This window comes from Desulfovibrio sp. OH1186_COT-070, from assembly GCF_003860215.1.
Classification (GTDB): Bacteria; Desulfobacterota; Desulfovibrionia; order Desulfovibrionales; family Desulfovibrionaceae; genus Desulfovibrio.
The window spans coordinates 40,223-62,565 of record NZ_RQYH01000008.1 but is presented as its reverse complement, the minus strand read 5'-3'; the positions used below and the strand labels follow the sequence as shown (position 1 = coordinate 62,565).

At 59.4% G+C, this 22,343-nt stretch carries 15 protein-coding genes and 1 pseudogene; 15 read left to right on the top strand and 1 reads right to left on the bottom strand.

From position 1 onward, the window contains the following. Positions 1–107 precede the first annotated feature (107 nt). On the bottom strand, positions 108–1,229 hold the full coding sequence (locus EII23_RS04615) for a branched-chain amino acid ABC transporter substrate-binding protein (protein ID WP_124792215.1): 1,122 nt from the start codon (positions 1,227–1,229) through the stop codon (positions 108–110). Between the two features lie 325 nt (positions 1,230–1,554). Between EII23_RS04615 and EII23_RS04610 the strand changes: the two genes are divergently transcribed. From EII23_RS04610 to dapA, 15 genes and pseudogenes are all read left to right on the top strand, one after another. Further along, positions 1,555–3,717 (top strand): amylo-alpha-1,6-glucosidase, encoded by a 2,163-nt coding sequence (locus EII23_RS04610; RefSeq protein ID WP_124792214.1) that lies wholly within the window; start codon positions 1,555–1,557, stop codon positions 3,715–3,717. Positions 3,718–3,737: 20 nt separating this feature from the next. After that, on the top strand, positions 3,738–5,072 hold the full coding sequence (locus EII23_RS04605; RefSeq protein ID WP_124792256.1) for a glycosyltransferase family 4 protein: 1,335 nt from the start codon (positions 3,738–3,740) through the stop codon (positions 5,070–5,072). Then, entirely contained in the window at positions 5,072–6,376 is a 1,305-nt protein-coding gene (locus tag EII23_RS04600) for a glycoside hydrolase family 57 protein (protein WP_124792213.1), read from the top strand. Before EII23_RS04605 ends, EII23_RS04600 begins: the two co-directional genes overlap by 1 nt. 27 nt (positions 6,377–6,403) lie before the next feature. Beyond that, positions 6,404–10,660: an alpha-glucan family phosphorylase gene (gene glgP, locus EII23_RS04595; protein ID WP_124792212.1), complete on the top strand. Its 4,257-nt coding sequence runs from the start codon at positions 6,404–6,406 to the stop codon at positions 10,658–10,660. A 261-nt stretch (positions 10,661–10,921) separates the two neighbouring features. Then, the gene (locus tag EII23_RS04590) at positions 10,922–11,188 is read left to right on the top strand and encodes a PxxKW family cysteine-rich protein (RefSeq protein WP_124792211.1); all 267 of its coding nucleotides are present in this window, start codon (positions 10,922–10,924) and stop codon (positions 11,186–11,188) included. 106 nt (positions 11,189–11,294) lie between these two features. Beyond that, the gene (locus EII23_RS04585) at positions 11,295–12,536 is read left to right on the top strand and encodes a M20 family metallo-hydrolase (RefSeq protein WP_124792210.1); all 1,242 of its coding nucleotides are present in this window, start codon (positions 11,295–11,297) and stop codon (positions 12,534–12,536) included. Further along, positions 12,529–14,418 (top strand): annotated as a pseudogene (gene mnmG / locus EII23_RS04580) (tRNA uridine-5-carboxymethylaminomethyl(34) synthesis enzyme MnmG); the annotation flags it as partial. The gene EII23_RS04585 and the pseudogene mnmG, both read left to right, overlap by 8 nt. Positions 14,419–14,626: 208 nt before the next feature. Then, entirely contained in the window at positions 14,627–15,559 is a 933-nt protein-coding gene (locus EII23_RS04575; protein ID WP_124792208.1) for a hypothetical protein, read from the top strand. A gap of 33 nt (positions 15,560–15,592) precedes the next feature. Continuing rightward, positions 15,593–16,462, top strand: a complete 870-nt coding sequence (locus tag EII23_RS04570) for a hemolysin family protein (RefSeq protein WP_124792207.1) — start codon at positions 15,593–15,595, stop codon at positions 16,460–16,462. A 15-nt stretch (positions 16,463–16,477) separates the two neighbouring features. Then, positions 16,478–18,202 carry an apolipoprotein N-acyltransferase gene (gene lnt / locus EII23_RS04565; RefSeq protein ID WP_260424593.1) on the top strand — a complete coding sequence of 575 codons (1,725 nt, stop codon included), beginning with the start codon at positions 16,478–16,480 and terminating at the stop codon, positions 18,200–18,202. A 4-nt stretch (positions 18,203–18,206) separates the two neighbouring features. Continuing rightward, positions 18,207–19,320 (top strand): peptide chain release factor 2 gene (prfB, locus tag EII23_RS04560; protein ID WP_185702293.1). Its coding sequence is split into 2 segments (ribosomal slippage): positions 18,207–18,281 and positions 18,283–19,320, totalling 1,113 coding nucleotides; the frame shifts between segments, so codons are not numbered across the junction. Further along, complete coding sequence (locus EII23_RS04555) at positions 19,304–20,128, top strand: GGDEF domain-containing protein (RefSeq protein WP_124792205.1); 825 nt, start codon at positions 19,304–19,306, stop codon at positions 20,126–20,128. The genes prfB and EII23_RS04555 overlap by 17 nt, the downstream gene beginning before the upstream one ends. Further along, positions 20,128–20,961, top strand: coding sequence for a MinD/ParA family protein (locus EII23_RS04550; RefSeq protein ID WP_124792204.1), 834 nt, complete (start codon positions 20,128–20,130; stop codon positions 20,959–20,961). Before EII23_RS04555 ends, EII23_RS04550 begins: the two co-directional genes overlap by 1 nt. 124 nt (positions 20,962–21,085) lie before the next feature. After that, entirely contained in the window at positions 21,086–21,361 is a 276-nt protein-coding gene (locus tag EII23_RS04545; RefSeq protein WP_124792203.1) for an HU family DNA-binding protein, read from the top strand. 102 nt (positions 21,362–21,463) lie between these two features. Beyond that, entirely contained in the window at positions 21,464–22,342 is an 879-nt protein-coding gene (dapA, locus tag EII23_RS04540) for a 4-hydroxy-tetrahydrodipicolinate synthase (RefSeq protein WP_124792202.1), read from the top strand. The last annotated feature ends 1 nt before the right edge of the window (position 22,343 follow it).

The window sequence follows — 22,343 nt, the reverse complement described above, 5'->3', positions numbered from 1 at the left end:
AAAAAAGCGGTGTGTCCGCCGGGGCACATGTCAAATGCCCCGGCGGACGCTTCAGGCAAAGAAAAAAGTCTTTCGCGTGGGCAACACTCCCTTGCCCGCAACATTTTCTAGCGTGCCTGCAGAACAAAAACGCCTTTTTCATTGACGGTATAGGTACGGTAAAACTCCCCCACCCGGTCGCCTTTGGCGTCAAACCCCAAAGATCCGGAAAGTCCGGGCAGGTTCTTGAGCTGCTTGAGCCAGGCGGCCATATCCGCAGGTTTGTCCTTGCCAGCGGCCAGCGCGGCCTCAATGACCTTGAAGGCATCACCGGCCAGCACCGCCCAGACGGACACGGGCACGCTCTGATGCCGCGCGCGATAGGTGTCCAGAAAAGCCGCAGCTTCAGGCGAATCCATGTCCTGCGGCAAAGGAGGGCTGATGAAAAAATACCCGCTGGCCGCCTCGGCACCCGCAATGGTGACCAGATCCTGATGGTTTGCGGCATCGCCGCCCATCATGGGCACAGGCCAGCCCATTTCTTTTTTCTGGCGCAAAAGCATGCCGGTTTCAGGATAGTAGCCGGTAAAAAATACCAGATCCGGCGTTGCCGCCTTGAGTTTGGTCAGGATGGCCGTGTAGTCACGCTCGCCGGGAGTGAGGGCATCGTAAAAAACAACCCGGATGCCCGCTTTGTCCAGCAGGGCGCGGGTTTCTTCGGCCAGCCCCCTGGCATAGGAGGAGTTGTCGTGCAAAAGGGCAACGGCCTTGTATCCGCCACGGGCAATGGCCTCGGCAGCAGCCTTGCCTTGCGCATCGTCACGCGGACAGGTGCGGAAGAAAAGCGGCAGCTTTTTTTCTGTAAGGCGCACACTGGTAGATCCCGTGCCGATCTGGACAAGACCGGCTTCGTCCAGAATATTCTGGCTGGCTTCGGTGACAGCGGAACCATAGGTGCCGATGACGGCCACCACACCGGAGGAAGCCAGCTTTTGCGCAGCAAGGGCCGCCGTGCGCGGGTCACCCGCATCGTCGGCAACCACCAGAGCCAGCTTGCGGCCGTTGACACCGCCCCTGGCATTGGCTTCGTCCACCAGCAGGCTGACGATATTTTTCATGTCCTGCCCTTCCGATGCCCACTTGCCTGTAAGCGGGCACATGAGACCGATTTTGACATCCCCGGCCTGAACCGCAACGGGCACAAAAAGAGCTAAAGTAAGAATTCCGAACCAACGGCCGACAACATTCATGGAATCTCTCCCGCTGTGAGGTGCGCCATGACTGGCAGGAAAGACTGCATACCTTGAAACGAAAGAAAATAAAAGCCCTTTGCGCGCTGTGCCGCAGAATGCGTTTCTCAAGCGGGAAACATCTGTCCGTCTCGACAGACTCCCCAAAGTGTGCTATGTTGCAAGCACAAAATAGAGTAGCGTTCAAACGCAGCATACGGCTGCGCGACGGCCCGGCAGGTTGTCTTTTATCCTGCTGTTTGCATCTCTGCCGGGCTTCATACCCTGCCATTTGTCGCGCAGCACTTTCCCCGGTACCGTTTCCGTGTACGCAAGGAGGTTGTGTATGCGCTTTCTCTTCGACAAGGCAGCCTGCCAGAATACCCGGCGGGCATTGCGCAGGGAATGGCTGCTGACCAACGGGCTGGGAGATTATTCCAGCAGCACCATTCTCTGTTGCAATACGCGCAAATATCACGGCCTGCTTGTGGTCAACACTGCCGGCGGCAGGCACGTGCTGCTTTCGACCCTCGAAGATTCTGTTGTGGGGGGCGGAAAGGAATTTTTTCTCTGTACCCGCCAGCACCCTGGCCTGCTCCACCCGCGCGGGCACGAGTACCTCGAAAGCTTTCAGCTGGATCAATGGCCTGTGTCGGTGTACCGCATGGGCGATGTACGCCTGCTGCGCGAGATTGTCCTTCTCAGGGGCAAGAGCCGCCTGCTGCTGCGCTGGAGCGTGCAAGGGCAGTCGCCAACCCCCCCCCTGACCCTGCGCCTCAAGCCCCTGCTGGCCTTCAGGAGTTTTCACGCTCTGACGCAGACCGATGAAAACCTGAACATCTTTGCTGCTCCGTTGGAAAACGGCTTCTGCATCCGCCCCCACCAACACCTGCCGCCCCTGTATATCCAGGCACAAGGGCATACTGCCTGCGCAGTGCAGAACACGGGATCCAGCCCGCAGGGCTGTTCTTTCCTGCCCGCGCCTGATTGGTACAGGAACGTGGAATATCTGGAAGAATACGAGCGGGGTTTTGCCGCCAGCGAAGACCTTTTCATGCCGGGCCTGCTCGATATTGCCCTGCCTCCCCTGCCCCAGGGCGGCAGCGTGTATGTGCTGGTGGGCACTGAACCGTGCGAGGAAAACCCGGAATCCCTCTGGGCAGAGGAAGTCCGCAACCGGGATATGCTCCACAAAAAAAACGGAGGGTTGGCCGGGCATCTTGCCGAAACCGGGCGGCACTTCTGCATGGAAACCCACAACAAAAGACCGGCAATTCTGGCGGGCTATCCCTGGTTTGACGCATGGGGTCGTGATACGCTCATCAGCCTGCCCGGCCTGACCTTTCACGCCAACCGCGCGGATTTCGGCCTGAGGGTTCTTGCCGAAGTGGGCAGGAATGTTCATGACGGCCTTGTGCCCAACATGTTTTCGCACTCCGGGGACCACGCCTACAATTCTGTGGACGCGGCCTTGTGGTATGCGGTGGCCGTGCAGGCCTGGCTTGAAACTGCTCCGGACGGGCTGGCCTGGGCGCGCGAAAACGCCTGGCCGCCACTCAAGGCCATTGTTCAGGGCTATCGTTCAGGCCCCGGACAGGGCATTCATGTTGACGGAGAAGGTCTGGTGCACGCAGGAGATGCCCATACCCAACTGACGTGGATGGATGCCCAGGCAGGCGGCAGGCCTGTCACCCCGCGCCACGGCTGTCCTGTGGAAGTCAATGCCCTCTGGTACAATACCTTGGCTTTTGCAGACTTTCTGGCCGCCAGCTTCGGGGAGGAGCCGCTCACAGGAAATACCGCTCTCCGGGCCTTGCGCCAGGCATTTTTCATCCGCTTCTGGACAGGTGGGGACGGCGGGTATCTGGGCGATGTCTGGCGCAACGGAGAGCTGGATCAGAGCGTGCGGCCTAATCAGATTCTTGCCGTATCCCTGCCCTATTCCGTCCTGTCGGAGGACTGCCAGCCCCAGGTTGTGGAATGCGTGCGCAACAAACTCCTGACGCCCTACGGCCTGCGTACTCTCGCGCCCGACTCTCCGGCCTACAAGGGGCACTACGGCGGCTCGCCCCAGAGCCGTGATTCGGCCTACCATCAGGGCACTGTCTGGCCTTGGCTGCTGGGGCACTTTGCCGATGCCCTGATGCGTGTGGCCTGGGATGTGGAAGGGGCCGCCCGCGCCCTGCTGGAAACCCTCACTCCCCTCTACAGCGACCATCTTGTCGAGGCGGGACTGGGAAGCATTTCCGAGATTTTTGACGGTTCGCCACCCTATCGCCCCGGTGGCTGCATCAGCCAGGCATGGAGCGTGGCCGAATGCCTGCGGCTGTTGCTGCGTACGCGCAAAGCCGCGCCCGCTGTCTACCGCGAATGGGAAAAAGGCATCGCACACCGCCTTGCCAATCCCCTGTCGGGCGATACCGCGGGGGTTGGCCGTGCGGTTCTGATTCCCGCGGGTGCAAAGGATACGACAGAAACTGCGGGATGCGCCGACGGCAACACATCCTGATAAAGAAAAAGGAATCCCTCATGCGAGTGCTCATGTTCGGCTGGGAATTTCCCCCGCATATCAGCGGCGGTCTGGGCACGGCCTGCTTCGGCATGACGCAGGCTTTGGCCAAAAAGGGAGCAGAGATCATTTTTGTTCTTCCACGGGCTGAAGGCAGCAGCCAGCACAACAGTTTCTTGCGTCTGCGCTCGGCCTCAGGCACGCCCATCACGGAGGAAGTGGCGGAAAAAATGGCTTGGGCAGGGCAAAAAGCATGGCATGAAAGTATCCGCTATCTGCCCGTGGACAGTCCTCTGGTTCCCTATCTCACTCCGCGTGGTTATGCGCAAACGCTGGAAAGGCTGCGTCAGGAGTCCGAGAAGCTCTCTCCCCGGCCGGGGGAAGAGCGTGCGGGTCAGGGCAGTGCGTTTACCTTCCGCCTGTGCGGCGGCTACGGCCCGGATCTCATGAGTGAGGTCACGCGCTACAGCAGACTGGCTGCGGCCATCGCCCTGCAGGAAAGCTTTGACATTATCCACGCTCACGACTGGATGACCTATCCGGCAGGAATGCTCGCCAGAAGCCTGACAGGAAAACCCTTGGTGGTTCACATTCACGCCACCGAGTATGACCGCAGCGGCGTCAATATCAACGAGCAGGTGGCCGGAATCGAAAAAGCCGGGCTGCTGGCTGCGGATGTGGTGGTGGCCGTGAGCCGCCTCACCCGCAGAACCGTCATTGAACGCTACGGTGTGCCGCCCGACAAGGTGGTGGTGGTTCACAATGCCGTGGCCCGTCATGAAGCGGAAAAACGCTTTCCCGTGCCCCCCCGCATCCGCCACGAAAAACGCGTGCTCTTTCTGGGGCGGATTACCTTTCAGAAGGGGCCGGAATACTTCATGGAGGCGGCCAGGCTGGTTTTGGAAAAAATCCCCCGTGCGCGTTTCTGCATGGCCGGCAGCGGCGACATGCTGTCCGGGCTTATCCGTCGGGCCGGGCAGTTGCGCATAGGGCACCGCTTTCATTTCTCCGGATTTTTGCGGGGCGATGATGTGGACCACATGTTCGCCCTGAGCGATCTCTATGTCATGCCCTCTGTTTCCGAACCCTTCGGCATTACGCCGCTGGAGGCCATATTGTACGATGTTCCGGTGCTGCTTTCCCGCCAGTCGGGAGTTTCTGAGGTGCTGAACCATGCCCTCAAGGCAGACTTCTGGGACACGCGCGACATGGCCGACAAGATCTGCGCCGTACTGCGTTACCCCTGTCTGGCTGCAGAGCTTGTCAAAAACTGCAAGGAAGAGATGAAAAATATCCGCTGGGAAAATGCCGCCGATCAACTGATGGCCGTTTACCACAGCGCGGGAGGTCAGTGATGCCAGCCATCTGCTTGTGCTATGAAGTGCATGAAGCCTACCAGCTTCGTCGTTATACGATTTTCGATATGGGGCAGAACTCCTTCTACGAAAACGACGACCACAACTGCGATGCCATGTTGCGGGCGGCACGCCAGTGCTATCTGCCCGCCAACGAAATGATGATGCGCCTCATCCGCCGCCACAAGGGAAATTTCAGGCTGACCTTCTCCTTTTCGGGCACGGCGCTGGATCAGTTCGAGCAATACGCTCCCGAGGTGCTGGACAGTTTTCGCTCCCTGGTGGAAACCGGCTGCGTGGAAGTTGCCTGTGAAACAGCGGCACATTCCCTGGCCTTCCTCTATTCGCGGGAGGAGTTCGACAGGCAGGTCAAGGATCACGCCCTGCGGCTCAAGGCACTGTTCGGGAAAAAACCGAAGACATTCGTGAACACGGCCTGCATCTACAACAATGACCTGGCTGCGGCCGTACGGGCTCTGGGCTTCAAAGCCATTCTGGCCGAAGGCGCGGACCATGTGCTGGGCTGGCGCAGCCCCAACTGGCTGTACAGGCCGTGCGGCACTCCCGAACTGGCTCTTCTGTTACGCAACGCGCGCCTTTCGGGGGATATCGGACTGCGCTTCAGCGACCGGAACTGGGAGGCCTGGCCCCTCACTGCGGAAGTTTTCGCTTTCTGGTGCCATGAGCACGCTGCAAGCGCGGATCTTATCAATATTTTTGATGATTATCATATTTTTGGTCTGCGCCACAGCCAGGATTCGGGCATTTTCCATTTCATGGACGCCCTGCCGGGCATGCTGCTGGCCGACAGACGTTTCCGTTTCACCACCCCCTCCGAGGCTGCAAAAACATTCACGCCCGTGGGCGAGGTGGACGTGCCGCAATTCATGTCCTGGGCGGACGAAGGCGGTGACCTCACGGCATGGCTGGGGAACGATATGCAAAAAGACGCCATCCACACCCTGTACGGTCTGGCCCCGCGCGTGCACGCGCTACGCGATGAGGGCCTTTTGCATGACTACCGGCGCCTGCAGACCGCAGACCACTTTCACCATATTTCCACCAAATGGTTTTCCCGCACTCCCACTGACCGCCCCAACCCATTCGGCAGCCCGTACGATGCCTACATTGCCTATATGAACGTCCTGGCCGATTTTGAACTGCGCCTGGATGCCATGCTTCCTTCTCCCCCAGGTACCGGAAGAAAAACACCCGGTTCCGCGGGCAGGGAAAAAAATCCCGCCAAAACTGCCTCCGGAACCGGAACTGCGAAAAAAGCATCCGCCCGCAAAAAAAATCCCTAACGCTTTCTGCAGAAGCAAGGAGTTTTCATGGAATTCAGCAAATCCCCTGTCACACTTTTTGAAGTCAGTTGGGAAGTCTGCAACAAGGTAGGCGGCATCTATTCTGTGGTCAGCAGCAAGGCTCTGCAGGCGGTGGAGCATTTTGGAGAGGATTATTTTCTTCTTGGGCCTCTTTTGCAGGAAAGTCAGGATTTTGAAGAAACGGACGAACATCTCTGGGATTCTCTGCGGCTGGCACTGGCCGCCAGGGATCTAAAATGCAGGCTGGGCCGCTGGAACATTCCCGGCAGGCCCAAGGCCATTCTGGTGGATTTTGCCAAACGCTATGCCGGAAACCAGTTGCTTTACGACATGTGGAAAAACTATGGCGTGGACTCCCTGTCAGGCGGTTGGGACTACCTGGAGCCGGTCATGTTTTCTTCGGCCTGCGGCGAAGTCATTGCCGCTATTCACGAAACCCGCGTGGAGGCCATCAAGGGGCGTAGCGTGGCCTTGTTCCACGAATGGATGTGCGGTGCGGGCCTGCTCATGCTCAAAAAAATCGCCCCGGCGGTGGGCACTGTTTTCACTACCCACGCCACCATGCTTGGCCGTGCTTTGGCGGGCAACGGACGCGATATTTACAGCAATCTGCGCAATTTCAATCCGGCCAGTGAAGCCGTCGGGCTGAACGTCACGGCCAAGTGGTCCCTGGAAAGTGCTTCTGCCAGAGAGGCCGACATTTTCACCACAGTAAGCCCCATCACTGGAGAAGAGTCCACGGTATTTCTGGGCCGCACACCCGATGTCATTACCACCAACGGTCTGGATATGCGCGTCATCCCGGACTACTCCGCCGACCGCAGTGTGCCCGAATCTCACCGTGCCAAGGTCATGGAGGCCGCCAAACGCTTTCTGCGTTGCGATTTGCCAAAGAACACGCGCATATTTGTCATTTCCGGCCGGTATGAAATGCACAACAAGGGGGTGGATGTTTTTCTGGAGGCCTTGGCCCGCACGGAACAAAGCCTGACGGGCACGGACGCGCGCATTCTTGTGCTCTGCCTTGTCATGGGGGGCCATACAGGCCCCAATCCGGCGGCAATTTCCGGAGCCCACGATGCCAGCGACAGTGGCCGGCCCTTTATCTGCACGCACTACGCCTGGAATGCCCCGCAGGATCCCATCATCAATTCCTGCCGCCGCCTGGGCCTGGACAACAGCCCGGACAGGCGCGTCAAAATCATTTTTGTTCCTGCCATGCTGGACGGCAATGACGGCTTTTTCAACATGCCCTATGAAGAAGTGCTGACAGCCTGCGATTACGGTTTTTTCCCTTCCTGGTACGAACCATGGGGATATACCCCGCAGGAATCTGCGGCTTGGAGTGTTCCCACCCTGACGACGGACCTTTCGGGTTTCGGCATGTGGGCACGCGAACAGTTGCAGGACATGCCGCCCTCTCTCTCCGGCGTTCTGGTTCTCCCGCGCCGCGGAAAAAACATGGAACAGAGTGCCACAGCCCTGCATTCGGCCATACTGTCCATTGTCGGCAGCCACGAGCAGGAGCACGCCGAACGGCGCAAGCAGGCACGCCGCCTGGCGGACAGAAGTTCCTGGGGACACTTTTTTGCCAACTACCTTGAAGCTTTTCATCTGGCGCTCAAAAAAGCTGATACACGCGTGGAGCAGACGCCCGGACACAGTGCCCTGACGCGCGTGCTGACGGCTTCCTGCTCGGCCACGCCTTTTCTGCGGCCCATCATGGCCGTGGCTGAAGTGCCCGCACCCCTTGCCCGGCTGCGCGATCTGGCCCAGAACGTCGTCTGGAGCTGGCTTGACGGGGCCAGAAATCTCTTCATGGCATTCAATCCGGCGCTTTGGGAGTCATGCCGCAATCCTCTGAAAATGCTCGAAAGAGCCACCCCGGAACGCTTCCGTGAGCTTTTGCGCAACGAGGAGTACATGGCTCTCTACCACAGGGTGATGGAAAACTTCGACACCTACATGGCAGAACCGTTGCGTTCGCTCAGTGCCGACATCACGCCGCAGAGGCCCATTGCGTATTTTTCCACAGAATACGGGCTGAATGAATCCATTCCCATTTATTCCGGCGGGCTGGGCATTCTTTCGGGCGACCATCTCAAGTCCGCCTCGGACATGGCCGTGCCGCTGGTTGGCGTGGGCCTGCTGTACAAAAACGGCTATTTCAAACAGGAAATTGACGAGAACGGTCGCCAGATAGCCCAATACCCGATTAATGATTTTGCGCATCTGCCCGTCAAAATGATGTATGACGAAGAAAAGCAGCCCGTTTTCATCCAGTTGGAGTTGCCGGGACGCCTGCTTTTCGCCAGGGTCTGGAAGCTTCAGGTGGGGCGCGTCTGCCTCTACCTCATGGATACGGATACCCGCCGCAATACTGACGAAGACCGAAAAATCACCAACCGCCTGTACGAAGCCAACCGCGAAATACGTCTGCTGCAGGAAATGGTGCTGGGCATGGGGGGCATGCGCCTTTTGCGTACGCTGAAAATCACTCCCAGTGTCTTTCACATGAACGAAGGGCACTCGGCGTTCATGGTTCTGGAGCGTTTGCAGGAATGTCTGGGCATGGGCATGAATCTGCCCGAATCCATTGTACGCGTACGTTCCAACACGCTTTTTACCACACATACGCCGGTTCCCGCAGGCAACGAAACTTTCTCGCTGGATCTCATGGAACGCTATTTCAGCGGCATTGCCTCCAACCTGGGCCTTTCCTGGCAGCAATTTCTCCAGATGGGACAGATCGAGGGCGGTGATGACAATTCTTTCCAGATGACTGTGCTGGCCTTACGGTATTCCTGCTGGGCCAACGGCGTCAGCCGTCTGCACGGCGTTGTTTCCCGCCATATGTGGAACAAGCTCTGGAAGGGCCTGCCCCACGCCGAAACGCCCATCGGGCACATCACCAACGGCATCCACACGCCTTCGTATGTGGGCAACTGGATAAACGAACTGCTGACCCACCACCTCGGATCCGGCTGGTTGCAAGCTCCCCCCGGCTCCGGCATATGGGACAAGGTGGACGGCATTCCCGACGATGCTTTCTGGGGGGCGCGCATGCATCAGAAGGAAGCCCTGCTGGAAGAACTGCGCGGGCAGATCCCGCTTCTGACTCAAAAGCTGAATCTCGACACTGAGCAACGCCACAAAATGAACCGTCTGCTCAAACCGGAAACCCTGGTCATCGGATTCGCGCGCCGTTTCGCGCCGTACAAAAGAGCCACCCTGCTCTTTGCCGATCCCGAACGTCTGGAACGCATCCTGACCAATCCCCAGAGGCCAGTTGTCCTTGTTTTTTCGGGCAAGGCCCATCCCGCCGACGAAGCGGGCATCAACCTGATTCAGGAAGTCGTGCGCATGAGCAGGGACACACGCTTCCTGGGGCACATCTTCTTTCTCGAAAACTACAGTATGGGGGTGTCGCGCCTCATGAGCCAGGGATGCGACGTATGGCTCAACACGCCCCGTCGACCCCACGAAGCATCGGGCACCAGCGGCATGAAGCTGCCTGTCAACGGCGGCCTCAATCTGAGCATCTCCGATGGTTGGTGGTGCGAGGGCTACAACCGCCAGAACGGCTGGACCATCGGACCGGTGATCTCCACCGAACTGCCCACCAAGGATCAGAACGACTATCTTGACGCCGAATCTCTGTACACCCTTCTGGAAGAAACGGTAAGCCCCCTGTACTATGACCGCGATTCCTTCGGTCTGCCCCATCAGTGGATTGCCATGGCAAAACGCTCGCTCAAGAGCCTCACAAGTATGTACAGCAGCAACCGCATGCTTACCGACTATATCCAGCAATATTACCTGCGCGGAGCAGCGCGGCGCAACATGCTGCATGCCAATGACTGGGCGCTTTGCCGTGAACTGGCCACCTGGGAACAGGATCTGCCCGCACGCTTCGGAACCATCAGGATTGAAGAACTGGCCATCGGCGGCGTGGAAGAAAACACCATGACCTGCGGAGAACCTGTCAGTATCCGCCTGCACATGCACCTGGGCGAAATGAAGCCGGAAGAAGTTCTGGTGCAACTCGTCATCGGGCAGGCATTCCGCTCGGGAAATTTTCGGGACAAACCGGAAGTGCTGCGGCTGGATCCGCGTCAGGCGGACCACGGCGACAACGGCATGGACTATGCCGCCACCTACATCCCCAGCAGCAGCGGCAACTACCGCTACGGAGTGCGCGTCATGCCCATGCACCCGGCCTTGGCTTCGCCTCTGGATACAGGGCTTATTCTCTGGGCGTAGGAACAGCGGCACAAACATCTCGCGCAGGCAACGTTTTCTTTGCCGGTTTTTTGCGCTATCCCCCAAGACGGGGGGAGAGGGCAGCGTCCCCTCCGCCGAAAATGCCCGCAGTTTCGCGGGCATTTTCGCGCAAAAAACAGCTGCCTTTCAGAAAAAATCTTGACAGAATATTCCCTTTGGCCCTATCATTTATAACTTTCGTGGCGGGTAAACCGCCTTTCTTTGTCTTACACGCGCCATTGCGCGGCATGGAGGTATGCCATGACTCCTCTGGAAAACGCCAACAGAACCAACGAAGGTGTTGTCGTCAAAGGTTTTGTTCTTTCTCCCGTGGTGGAGCAGTGCACGGGCTGTGACCGAATTCGCGAATTTGAAGGCCAGCAGTTCTGCTCCAGCTATCCCCTGCCGGAAAAAAAATGGCTGTCCGGACGCTGTAACTTTGCCACCCATGTCAAGGTGCAGTCCTCCTCCGCCGCCAAGGTCAACCCGCTGAAGGCCTCCAAACGCGCGGCCAAGGGCGGACGCTAGTACGGACGCGTGCGCGGGCAGTCCGGCGGAGCCATAAACCGCCGGGCTGCAAAAACTGCAAGCCTGCCCGGATGCGGCCGCCACCTGCGGATGAGGAATGCGCCATATGGCCGATACGCTGGACACCATATTCCGTAGTCTGGACGCCTGCCGTCAGGATGTGGCGCACCTGCAAACCCTGCTCACGGCCCGCAAGGCTCTGGGGCCGGAAAACGGAGGCCAGGGCGAGAGCGCCAAGGCGCTCTGTATCGCGGACTGGCTCGCGGCCCAAGGCGTTTCCGATCTTGTGCGCCTGGACTCCCCCGATTCCCGGGTGGAAAGCGGCCTGCGCCCCAATGTGCTTGCGCGCCTCCCCGGCACGGGAAAGCACACTCTCTGGCTTTTCGCCCATATGGACGTTGTGCCCCCCGGCCCAGCGGACGCATGGACTTCCGACCCTTGGTTCGCGCGCAGCGAGGGAGACTTTGTGTACGGACGGGGAGTGGAAGACAATCAGCAGGCCATTGCAAGCATGCTGCTGCTGGCCAAGGCTGTACAGGCCATGAAGGCCAGCCCCCCATTGCATCTGGGTCTTGTGTTCATGGCCGACGAAGAAACAGGAAGCGCCCACGGCCTGTCCCATATTCTTGATACAGCCTCCCATTTTTTCAGCCCTGATGACCTGTATGTCGTTCCCGATGCGGGCTCCCCCCGCGGCGATGTCATCGAAGTGGCGGAAAAAAGCCAGATATGGTTCAGAATCCGCATTACCGGCCAGCAGTGCCATGCGTCCACACCGCACAAGGGCCGTAACGCCCTTGTGGCCGGAGCAGAGATGGTGTTGCTCTGCCACGAGCTTTTGCCCACGGCCTTTGCCGCACGGGACGAACTTTTTTCGCCGCCATTTTCCACCTTCACACCCAGCAAGCACGAAGCCAATGTGCCCAGCGTCAATGTGGTTCCGGGCAACGACACTTTCTATCTGGACTGCCGCCTGCTGCCGCAAGTCAGTGCGGAAGAAGTGCGCGGCAAGGTGCTGGAACTGGCGGCAACCGTGGCGGACAAACGCAACGTTTCAGTTGAAGTAGACATTGTGCAACAGCAGGCCGCCTCCGCCATCCCCGTGGACAGTCCGGTGGTGACGCGTCTGCAGGCAGCCATAACCCGCGTCTATGGGGTGCAGGCCCGCCCTGTGGGTATTGGTGGTGCCACTGTAGCCGCTCTGTTACGGCAGCGCGGGCTGCATGCCGCTGTCTGGAGCTGCCTTGAAAACACCTGCCACCAGCCCGACGAGCGCTCTTCCGTCACCGCCACCATCAGGGACGCGCAGGTTTTTGCCCATCTGCTCATGAGCCCCGTCCATGCCTGAGCCCAGCTTTGACTGTATCATCGCCGGAGGAGGACATGCCGGAAGCGAGGCTGCGGTTGCTCTGGCCCGGCTGGGGCACACTGTGCTGCTGGTCAGCGGCAATCTGGACAGACTGGGCTATCTGTCCTGCAATCCGGCCATCGGCGGGCTGGCCAAGGGCCATATGGTTCGCGAAATTGATGCTCTGGGCGGTATGATGGGACTTTGGGCCGAGGCTGCGGGCATCCAGTTCCGGATTCTGAACAAGAGCAAGGGGCCAGCCGTGCGCGCCACCCGTGCGCAGATGGACCGAGAGGCCTACCAACGCGCCCTCAAAAGCACCCTCCATTCCACCCCGGGCCTGCGCGTCTGGCAAGATTCCGTGCTGGAGGTGATCACTGACGACAACGGCGTTACGGGAGTGCGCACTGCACAGGGCCTGACATTTGCCTCCCGACATGTGCTGCTGACCACAGGAACCTTTCTGGACGGGCGCATCCACATGGGCCTGACCAGTCTGCCCGGTGGACGTCTGGGCGATGCCCCGTCGCTGGGGCTGTCCGACAATCTGCGGTCGCTGGGTCTTGCTCTGGGCCGTCTGAAAACCGGCACAACTCCCCGTCTGCTGCGCTCTTCCATCGACTATGACCGTCTGGAGGAGCAGCGCGGCGACTCTCCGCTGCCCCGGTTCAGTTTTCACGGACCCGGCCCCCTCCTGCCGCAACTTTCCTGCCACATCACCTGGACCAACGAGCGCGCGCACGATATCGCCCGGCAAGGCTTTGAGCGTTCACCGCTGTTCACCGGCGTGATTCAGGGCGTGGGTGCGCGCTATTGCCCATCCATTGAAGACAAGGTGGCGCGCTTTCCCCAGCGGGAACGCCACCAGATTTTTCTGGAGCCAGAAGGACTGCACAGCGCGGAAGTTTATGCCAACGGCATTTCCACCAGCCTGCCTCTGGACGTGCAGATGGACATGATTCATGCCATTCCCGGCCTGGAAAAAGCCGTCATGCTGCGCCCCGGCTATGCCATTGAATACGACTTTGCCGATCCCGTCCAGTTGCGCCCCACGCTGGAAAGCAAAGCTGTGCCCGGCCTCTGGCTGGCCGGGCAGATCAACGGCACATCGGGCTATGAGGAGGCTGCGGCTCAGGGGTTGTGGGCCGCGCTGAACATTTCCCGCCGTCTGTTCGGCCGCGAACCCTTTTTTCTGCGCCGTGACGAAGCCTATATGGCTGTTCTGGTGGACGATTTGGTGACGCTGGGAACCCAGGAGCCGTACCGCATGTTCACCTCCCGCGCCGAACACCGCCTGCTGCTGCGTGAAGACAATGCCGATGCGCGCCTGACGCCGCTGGGCCGCGAATCAGGGCTGGTGAGTGATGCGCAGTGGGAAGTTTTTTGCGCCAAGCAAAAGCGCGTGCATTATTTCCGCTCCTATCTGGAAAAAAAGCGCCTGTCCCCGGGCAAAAATGCGCTGCCCGCCCTCCCTCTGCCTCTCGGCCATACCTTGGCCGAAACTCTGCGCAGACCGGATATGGATCTGGACGGTCTTTTGGACACCCTCCTGATGGCGCAGGAACCCTGTCTGTCCGACATCGGCCGGGAACTGGCGAGTCAACGCGAAACCGCGGGGGAAGAAGCAGCCTTTTCTGTCCAGACAGAGCTCAAATACGCGGGCTATCTGGCACGGCAGAGCGAATTGGTGGCCCGCACGGCCAGACGAGAAAAGACTCCCTTGCCCCCGCATCTGGATTATGCGAAGATAGCAGGACTGTCTTGTGAAGTGGTTGAAAAACTCAAGCGTGTGCAACCCGCAAGCCTGGGGCAGGCGGGACGCATTTCGGGAGTAACTCCGGCGGCTGTGGCCTGCCTGGAGATACACCTTCACAAAATGGGGCTGCTGGGCCGATCCGGCGCTGCCGACCAACAACGCACCCGTGCCGCAGAAGCGGAATCAGGGCATTGCGACCATCTCGGAACCAAGAACCATGACGGACAGGCCGCGCGCCCAAATTTTGCCTGCAACGCTACCGCGCATCCGGGGCGGGCGGGATCGCGTACACCCGCAGAATCTCAGGGCAACCCGACAGTAACACGGTGACCCCATGACAGGCCAGCACCTCTTCATTTTCTACGCAATACTTCTGGTCGCCGCCACGACCACTGCCCTGTTCATTCAGTCACGCCTGTTGCGGCGCAGACAGGAGGCCAAACGCAAAGCCGTCATCGCCGAGATGCTCGAATTGGCCCAGGCCAACAACGAGGGTTTTGACATTGTCCCGAGGGACAAATCCGCCCCCTTCAAAAACCTGACCGCCATACTCATACATCTGAACAAGAACGAGCTGGAGCTTGAGGTGCTGTCCCACATTTCCCGATACCTCACGGGTACAGTGGTTGACGTGTATTTTCGCGCCGCTCTGCCCACAGGGCAGGTATCCTACAAATTTTCCTCCGCCATCCAGAACGTGGAAGCGGGAAAAAACAAGACCCGCCTGCGGCTGTCCTTCCCGGCAGACCTGGACGCGGGCCAGAAGCGCAATTTCATCCGTGTCAGGCCGCCCCGCGCCGAAGTGCGCGTCATCGGCATCTGGAAGCTGGATCCGGCCACACCCATTCCGCGTGACACAGGAGAGATTGGCCGCCCTCTCATCCATTACAAACAGGATATGGCGGCTGCCCCCGTACAGGTGGAGGACATTTCTGCCACGGGCATGGCTCTGCGCTTTGACCTGAGCTCTCTGAGCGTTCTCCCGGAAACGCTGGAAAAAGATGCGCAGTTGCTGTGCCTGCTTATCTACCATATAAACAGGGAAGACCGCGTGGTCACGTTCTGGTGCACGCTGGACGTGCTCCATGCCCGGCAGGTGGAGGGAGAAAACCCTGCCCTGCTGCTCGGCACGATTTTTACCAACTGGGCGGTGCTGGAACAGGGAAAATCGGAAATTTCCTGGTTTCACAGTACGCCCGCGCGCGGTGTGTCGCCCATAACCCAATGGGTTATGGGCATAGACCGTGAGCAGAAAAAACTGCTCTAGGACTGCGCGCAACCATCAACCCCGGAGGCCATTTTGGACGGAGGCACGGACGGTCACAGTACCATCTGGTCGCGCTTGAGCAGACTGTTTGGGCGTGACGATCAGGAATCCCTTGAAAAAGCCATTCTCGAAGCCAGCGCAGAAGGTGAAGTGGAGCCGGAAGAAGAATCCATGCTTCTGGGCATTCTGCGCTTCAACGACCTGCAGGTGCAGGACACCATGACCCCCCGCACCGACATTGACTGCGTCCCGGACAACGCTGTTCTGCAAGACGTGGCGCGTGTCATTGTGGAGTCGGGTCACTCGCGCATCCCTGTCTACCGGGAAACCCGCGACAATATCGTGGGCATCCTGCACGCCAAGGATCTGTTGCACCGCATCCTGAACGACCAGGCGGGCAATCTTTCCGTGGCCCAGGTCATGCGTGAACCCTTCTTTGTGCCAGAAACCAAATCCATCCGCACCCTCCTGCAGGAATTCCGCTCCCGCAAGCAGCATATCGCCATTGCCCTGGACGAGTACGGCGGAACCTCAGGCCTGATCACCATTGAGGATCTGCTGGAAGAAATCGTCGGGGACATTGAAGATGAGCACGATGCCCCCCGCGAGGAGGATATCCGCGCACTGGGCGACAACGTATACGAGCTTACCGGGCGGGCTTTGCTGGAAGACCTGGAAGATATGGGCGTGGAACTGGATTCGGACGAAGTGGACACCATCGGCGGCTACCTGAGCATGGAGGCCGGGCATGTACCCGCCCCCGGTGAGGTTTTTTCCCTGCGCGGATGGCTGTTCACGGTGCTGGATGCTGACCGGAAACTCATTTTGCGCATACGCATGGAGCCGGAAAAACAGGCCCAACAAGCTGCCCTTGCGCATCAGGAAAGCGAAGATAACGTCTGAACGCAAGATGCGCGCGTGCCTCAAACTGATGACAAACCCCGCTTTGCGGGGTTGGCTCCGTCAGGCAGCAAAAGGCCTGACGGAAAGGCACAGGAGTTGCGAACGTCTTTCCGCATTGCCCCTGAGGTCACGGTGAGCAAGCAGGCACATTTTCCCCATGCCGCAGAGCTTCGGCGCATCCCCCCCCCATGGGGGTCTGGCGCACTCTGTGTGCTGGGCATTTGGGCCGGTTTTCCCAACGATATCCTCCAACTGCCTCCCCTGGTGTTGCTCTGGCCTGTGGCCCTGGCCCTGCTGGGACTTGCGGCCCGTGATGGCAAAAACGCCGTGCGCCGGGGGTGGCTGGCCACTCTGGCGGGCGGTATGGCCGCACTGTACTGGCTTGCCTTGCCTCTGCACAATGTGGGGGGGCTGCCCTTGTTTCTGGCTGTGCCCTGCGCGCTTTTTGTTGTGGCCTGCGTATCTTCCACAGGCGGCATTTTTTCCCTGGTGGCCTATACGCTGCGCTGGCAGCCCCCTTGGATTCTGGCCCTGATTCTGGGGTGTTTCTGGTACCTGCTGGAACTGGGGGCTGCCCTGATGCTGGGTTTCCCCTGGCTGACTCTGGGCGGCGCGTTGGCTGCATGGCCTCTGCTCGTACAGGCCGCAGACACGACTGGAGCCTATGCGCTGGCCGGGCTCTGGTCCACGGCGGCCCTCTGGTGCTGTTTTGGCTTTGTGCGCTTTTCTGCAATCAAAAACACTCTGACCTGCCTTGTTTCGGGCTTGGGGCTGACGATCCTGCTTCTGGCCTGCGGCGCATGGAAACTGCACGCTGACCCCCTGGCGGAAGCCCAAGGCCCGCAGAGCTTTGACGTGCTCTTTGTGGAAGGCAATGTGGATCAGAACCAGAAATGGGTTCCGGCATTCCAGCGGCAGACCGTGGACCTTTATCTGGGACTGACGTTCGCTGCCCTGGAGCAGAAACCCCACCTCCGCCCCCTGATCATCTGGCCGGAAACAGCCCTGCCTTTCTATTTTGAAACCAACCAGCTGCATTCTCCCAGGGTGCGCCAACTGGCCTCCTCAAGCCAGAGCCCCCTGCTGCTGGGCGCTCCGGGGACGGAACGACGCCACGGACAAAAAAATCCGGACGTTTACAACCGTGCTTTTTTGCTGGGGCCGGACGGCAGTACGGTAGCCCACTATGACAAGGAACATCTGGTACCCTTCGGCGAATATCTGCCGTCGTGGCTGGACTGGCATTTTCTCGAAGCCTTATTGCAGGGCGTGGGCGTGTACAAGAAAGGCAGGGCCACGGCCCCTCTGCGACAGGGAAACCTTGCCCTCGGCATGCTCATATGCTATGAAGGTATCTTCCCGTGGCTGGCTCAGGCCCGCGTGGCTGATGGAGCAAACGTCCTTGTGGACATCAGCAATGACGGCTGGTTTGCGGATACGCCCGCTCCACGGCAGCACCTGTACCTGACCGCCCTGCGTGCTCTGGAGCAGAATCGCTGGATACTGCGCGGAACCAATACGGGCATTTCCGCCGTGGTGGATACGCGTGGTCGGCTGGTCATGAGCGGTGGTCAGTTTCGGGCGCAGGCCCTGTGGGCACGGGCGCAGACCCAAAATGTCCCCAGCCTGTTCCACAGGCTTTCCCCTTGGCTGCCTTTTGCCGCACTGGCGCTCCTGCTCATCCTGACCATTGTTTCCCGGCAGGGCGCCACCTCCCCCCACCCTCAACCCCCTGGCTAGTCATATGCTGCAATATACCGACCTGCGTGCCGCCTGCCAGCCCCTCGTCCAACGCTTTGCCACCCTTTGGGGGCGTCTTTGACGTTGAAGCTGTCAACCAACGCCTGAAGGACATTGAAACAGAAATTTCCCGTCCGGGCGCGTGGGACAACCCCGAAGCCCTGACCCCCATTCTGCAGGAAAAACGCCGTCTTGAAGACGAGGCAGAGCGCCTGTCGCGTCTCAAAACCAGCCATGACGACATGATTGAATGGCTTTCTCTGGCGGCGGAAGATGATGATCAGGAAGTTCTGGAATCCCTGGAGCAGCAGCGGCGGGATCTGGAAGAAAAGCTTGACGAAACCGAACTGGTCATGCTGCTTTCTGCAGAAGAAGACAATCAGGACGCCATTCTTGAAATCCACCCGGGCGCGGGCGGCACGGAATCCCAGGACTGGGCGGAGATGCTGTTGCGCATGTACAGCCGCTGGGCGGCCCGCCATAACTATACCCTGGAAGAAATGGATTATCTGCCCGGTGACGAGGCCGGTATCAAAAGCGTCACCCTGCGTGTGGGAGGGGCGCATGCCTTCGGTTTTCTCAAGAGCGAACGGGGCATCCACCGCCTGATACGCATTTCCCCCTTTGATTCTTCCGGTCGTCGCCACACATCTTTTGCCTCGGTGGATGTCATCCCCGACGCGGGCAATGACATTACCCTGGATATCAAGGAGTCAGACCTGCGGGTGGATATTTTCCGCTCCAGCGGCCCCGGCGGCCAGAGCGTCAACACCACAAGCTCTGCCGTGCGCATCACCCACCTGCCCACAGGTGTCACTGCCCAGTGTCAGAACGAAAAGTCCCAGCACCATAACAGGGAAACCGCGCTGCGCGTGCTGCGTGCCCGCCTCTACAATCTGGAACTGCAAAAGCGCGATGCGCAGAGGCAGGCCGACTATGCCGGCAAGGATGCCATTGCTTTCGGCAGCCAGATACGCACCTATACCCTGCAACCGTACAGGCTGGTCAAGGATCACCGCACAGGCACGGAAGCCGGCGATGTGGACGGCGTTCTGGACGGGCAGATAGACCGCTTTCAACACGACTACCTCCTCTATCGCCATGAGCAAACGCGCTGATTTCGACTCTCTGGCCGAGGAATTGCAGGCCCTGCACGAAGCGGACGGCATCAGCGCCGAGGCCGTTGTTGTGGCTCGCTTGCTGCACGGATTCAGCCTGGAAGACTGGCGTGCCTTCCGCCGCCGTTACCCGGCGGAGCACTGGTGTGCTCTTCCTGTACAGAACATGGCGCTTTCCGGGCAACGCCAAGACCGCCGCGCCCCACAAAGCAAAACGGGCAAGGCCCGGCATGTCCCCGTCAGGCAGTTGACAAACATCCTGACAGACGGACTTTTTGCTGCCCAGATAGACCGCGAATTGCTGCGCCTCAAGCGCACCGGCGGCGACCTGTGCGTTCTTGCCGCAACGCCCTGCAACAGCGAGGCTCTGGCCCGCCGGGACGGAAACATTGGCAGCGAGTTGGAACGCCTGCTGCATTCCTGCCTGCTTTCTCTTGCGGAAGAATGCGACAGCGCGGGCAGTCTGGGAGACAGCTGCCATGTTCTGCTTCTGCCCGGCGTCAGCCGGTTGCGGGCGCGCCTGATGGCCGAAGAACTGCAACGCTCTTTTACCGTACAGGCTGCGGCCATCGCCTCTGCCCGCACGGGGGAGAAAACCCAGACCTGCGCTGTGGGCGTTGTCTGCATAACGTCCGCAGAAACCGTGGCCGGCCCCTCTGCGCTGGACAAGGCCATCCAGGCCCTGAACGCGGCACTGGCCCAAAAACAGGGGCATATCTTCCTTGCGGAAAACACCGCGCTTGAAGACCACGCCTCACTTGTGCATTCCAAGGAAAAACGCTTTCTCTTTTTTGGGGGACAATACTGATGGCAACGACAACCCTGAGCGTGGCCTTGCTGAGCGGCAAGGGCGGTGTGGGAAAAACCAATATTTCGCTCAATCTGGCCTGTGCCCTGTACCAGAACGGATACAAGAATCTGCTCATGGACTGTGACCTGGGCCTGGCCAATCTGGATGTTCTTCTGGGCATCACGCCCGAGGCCAACCTCCAGACAGCCCTGCTGGGGCAGGCCGAAATGGCCGATGTGCTCTACCACCTGGAGCCACAGGGCTTCGATATTCTGCCCGCAGCCAGCGGTGTGCCCGAGTTGACGGAAATCAGACCGGACGAGCGGGATCTTCTGCTTTCGCGGCTGGAGGGTATTCTGCACGGTTACGACTATGTTTTTCTGGACATAGGCGCTGGCATTTCCGGCACGGTGCAGACCTTCGCGGCCATGGCTGCCATGCGCATTGTTGTCATCACTCCGGAGCCGACCTCCCTGACGGACAGCTATGCGCTCATCAAGGTGCTCAACTCCACCTACGGGCTGCGGGACTTCATGGTGCTGGTCAACCAGGCAGCTTCGGCTGCGGAGGCCAAGGCTTCCTTTGACAAGTTGCACACAACCTGCCGTCATTTTCTGCATCTGGAGCCCATGTTTCTGGGGCATGTCCGCAGCGACAGCAAACTGGCAGAGGCGGTATGCCATCAGCAGATGCTTTTGCGGTATGCGCCGGGCAGCCCTGCTTCCAAGGACTTGCAGACCATCGCCACAAAAATCCAGCGCCTGCGGCTCAGCATGCTGGACTGGCTGGCGCCCCGTCGTGTCCTGCAGCCTCCCTCCGCCATTGCGGAAAAAACACCGTCCCAGGCTTGACAGACGGCTGGAATAGGTATGAACTGTACGGGATAAAGTATATCTGACATGCGGACAAAAAGGCGGATCCGGAATTTTTCGACCGTACGCTTGGTCAAACCTGCACCGCAGTCACGGAGGCGGAATGAACAAAAGCGAACTGATCAAAACGCTGGCTGACGAAGCCAACATTCCTCTGGACGATGCGGCCCTGGTGGTCAACATCTTCTTCAACTCCACAAAAAACGCGCTGCTCGCCGGAGAGCGCATTGAAATCCGCGGTTTTGGGAGCTTCAAGATCAAGGAATACGAAGGCTATACAGGCCGCAACCCCAAAACGGGCGATAGTGTTGCCGTGGCGGCCAAACGTCTGCCGTTTTTCCGTGCTGGCAAGGAACTGAAAGAATTCATCAACAGGTAACCCCCCGCGCAAAGCCTTGCGCGCACTCCACGCAACCGTCTTCCCCGGGCAGAAAGCTTCCCGTGGATGGAAACCTGTTTTTGTATCGTTAAGGAGTTGGTCATGCGATTTTCCGGCGCCATGACGGCACTTGTCACCCCTCTCAAAAACAACGCCCTGGACGAGGCGGCATACCGCGACTTCATCGAATTCCAGATCAGCGAGGGTATTCACGGCCTTGTGCCCTGCGGCACCACGGGGGAGTCAGCCACCCTCACCCATGAGGAACACGAAAGGGTCATAGAAATCTGTATCGAGCAGACCAGAGGCCGTGTACCGGTACTGGCCGGCGCTGGTTCCAACAACACGGCAGAAGCCATCCGTCTGGCCCTTTTTGCCAAAAAATCCGGAGCCGATGGTGCCCTGCTCATCACCCCCTACTACAACAAACCCACCCAGGAAGGGCTCTACCGGCACTTCAAAGCCATTGCCCAGGCTGTGGATCTGCCGCTGGTTCCCTACAATGTGCCGGGCCGCACGGGCTGCAACCTGCTGCCCGCCACCCTGGCCCGTCTGGCCCATGATTTTCCCCATATTGTGGGCGTCAAGGAAGCTACGGGCGACATGGTTCAGGGCAGCAAGGTGCTGGCCGCCTGTCCACAGGGGTTTTGCGTGCTTTCCGGCGATGACCTTACAGCCCTGCCCCTCATGTCACTGGGCGGCTGCGGGATGATCTCGGTCACATCCAATGTGGCCCCGCGAAGCATGGCCGCCATGTACAATGCCTTTGCCTCGGGCGACCTTGCGGGTGCTGCGCGCATCCATCACGGGCTTTTTCCCCTCCATGAGGCCCTGTTCTTCGAGAGCAATCCCATCCCCGTCAAGACGGCTCTGGGACTCATGGGGCGAATGCGGGACGAGATGCGCCTGCCCCTCTGTCCCATGAGCGAAGAACCCAAAAAACGCCTGACGGATGTGCTGCGCCAACAGAAATTGCTGTAAC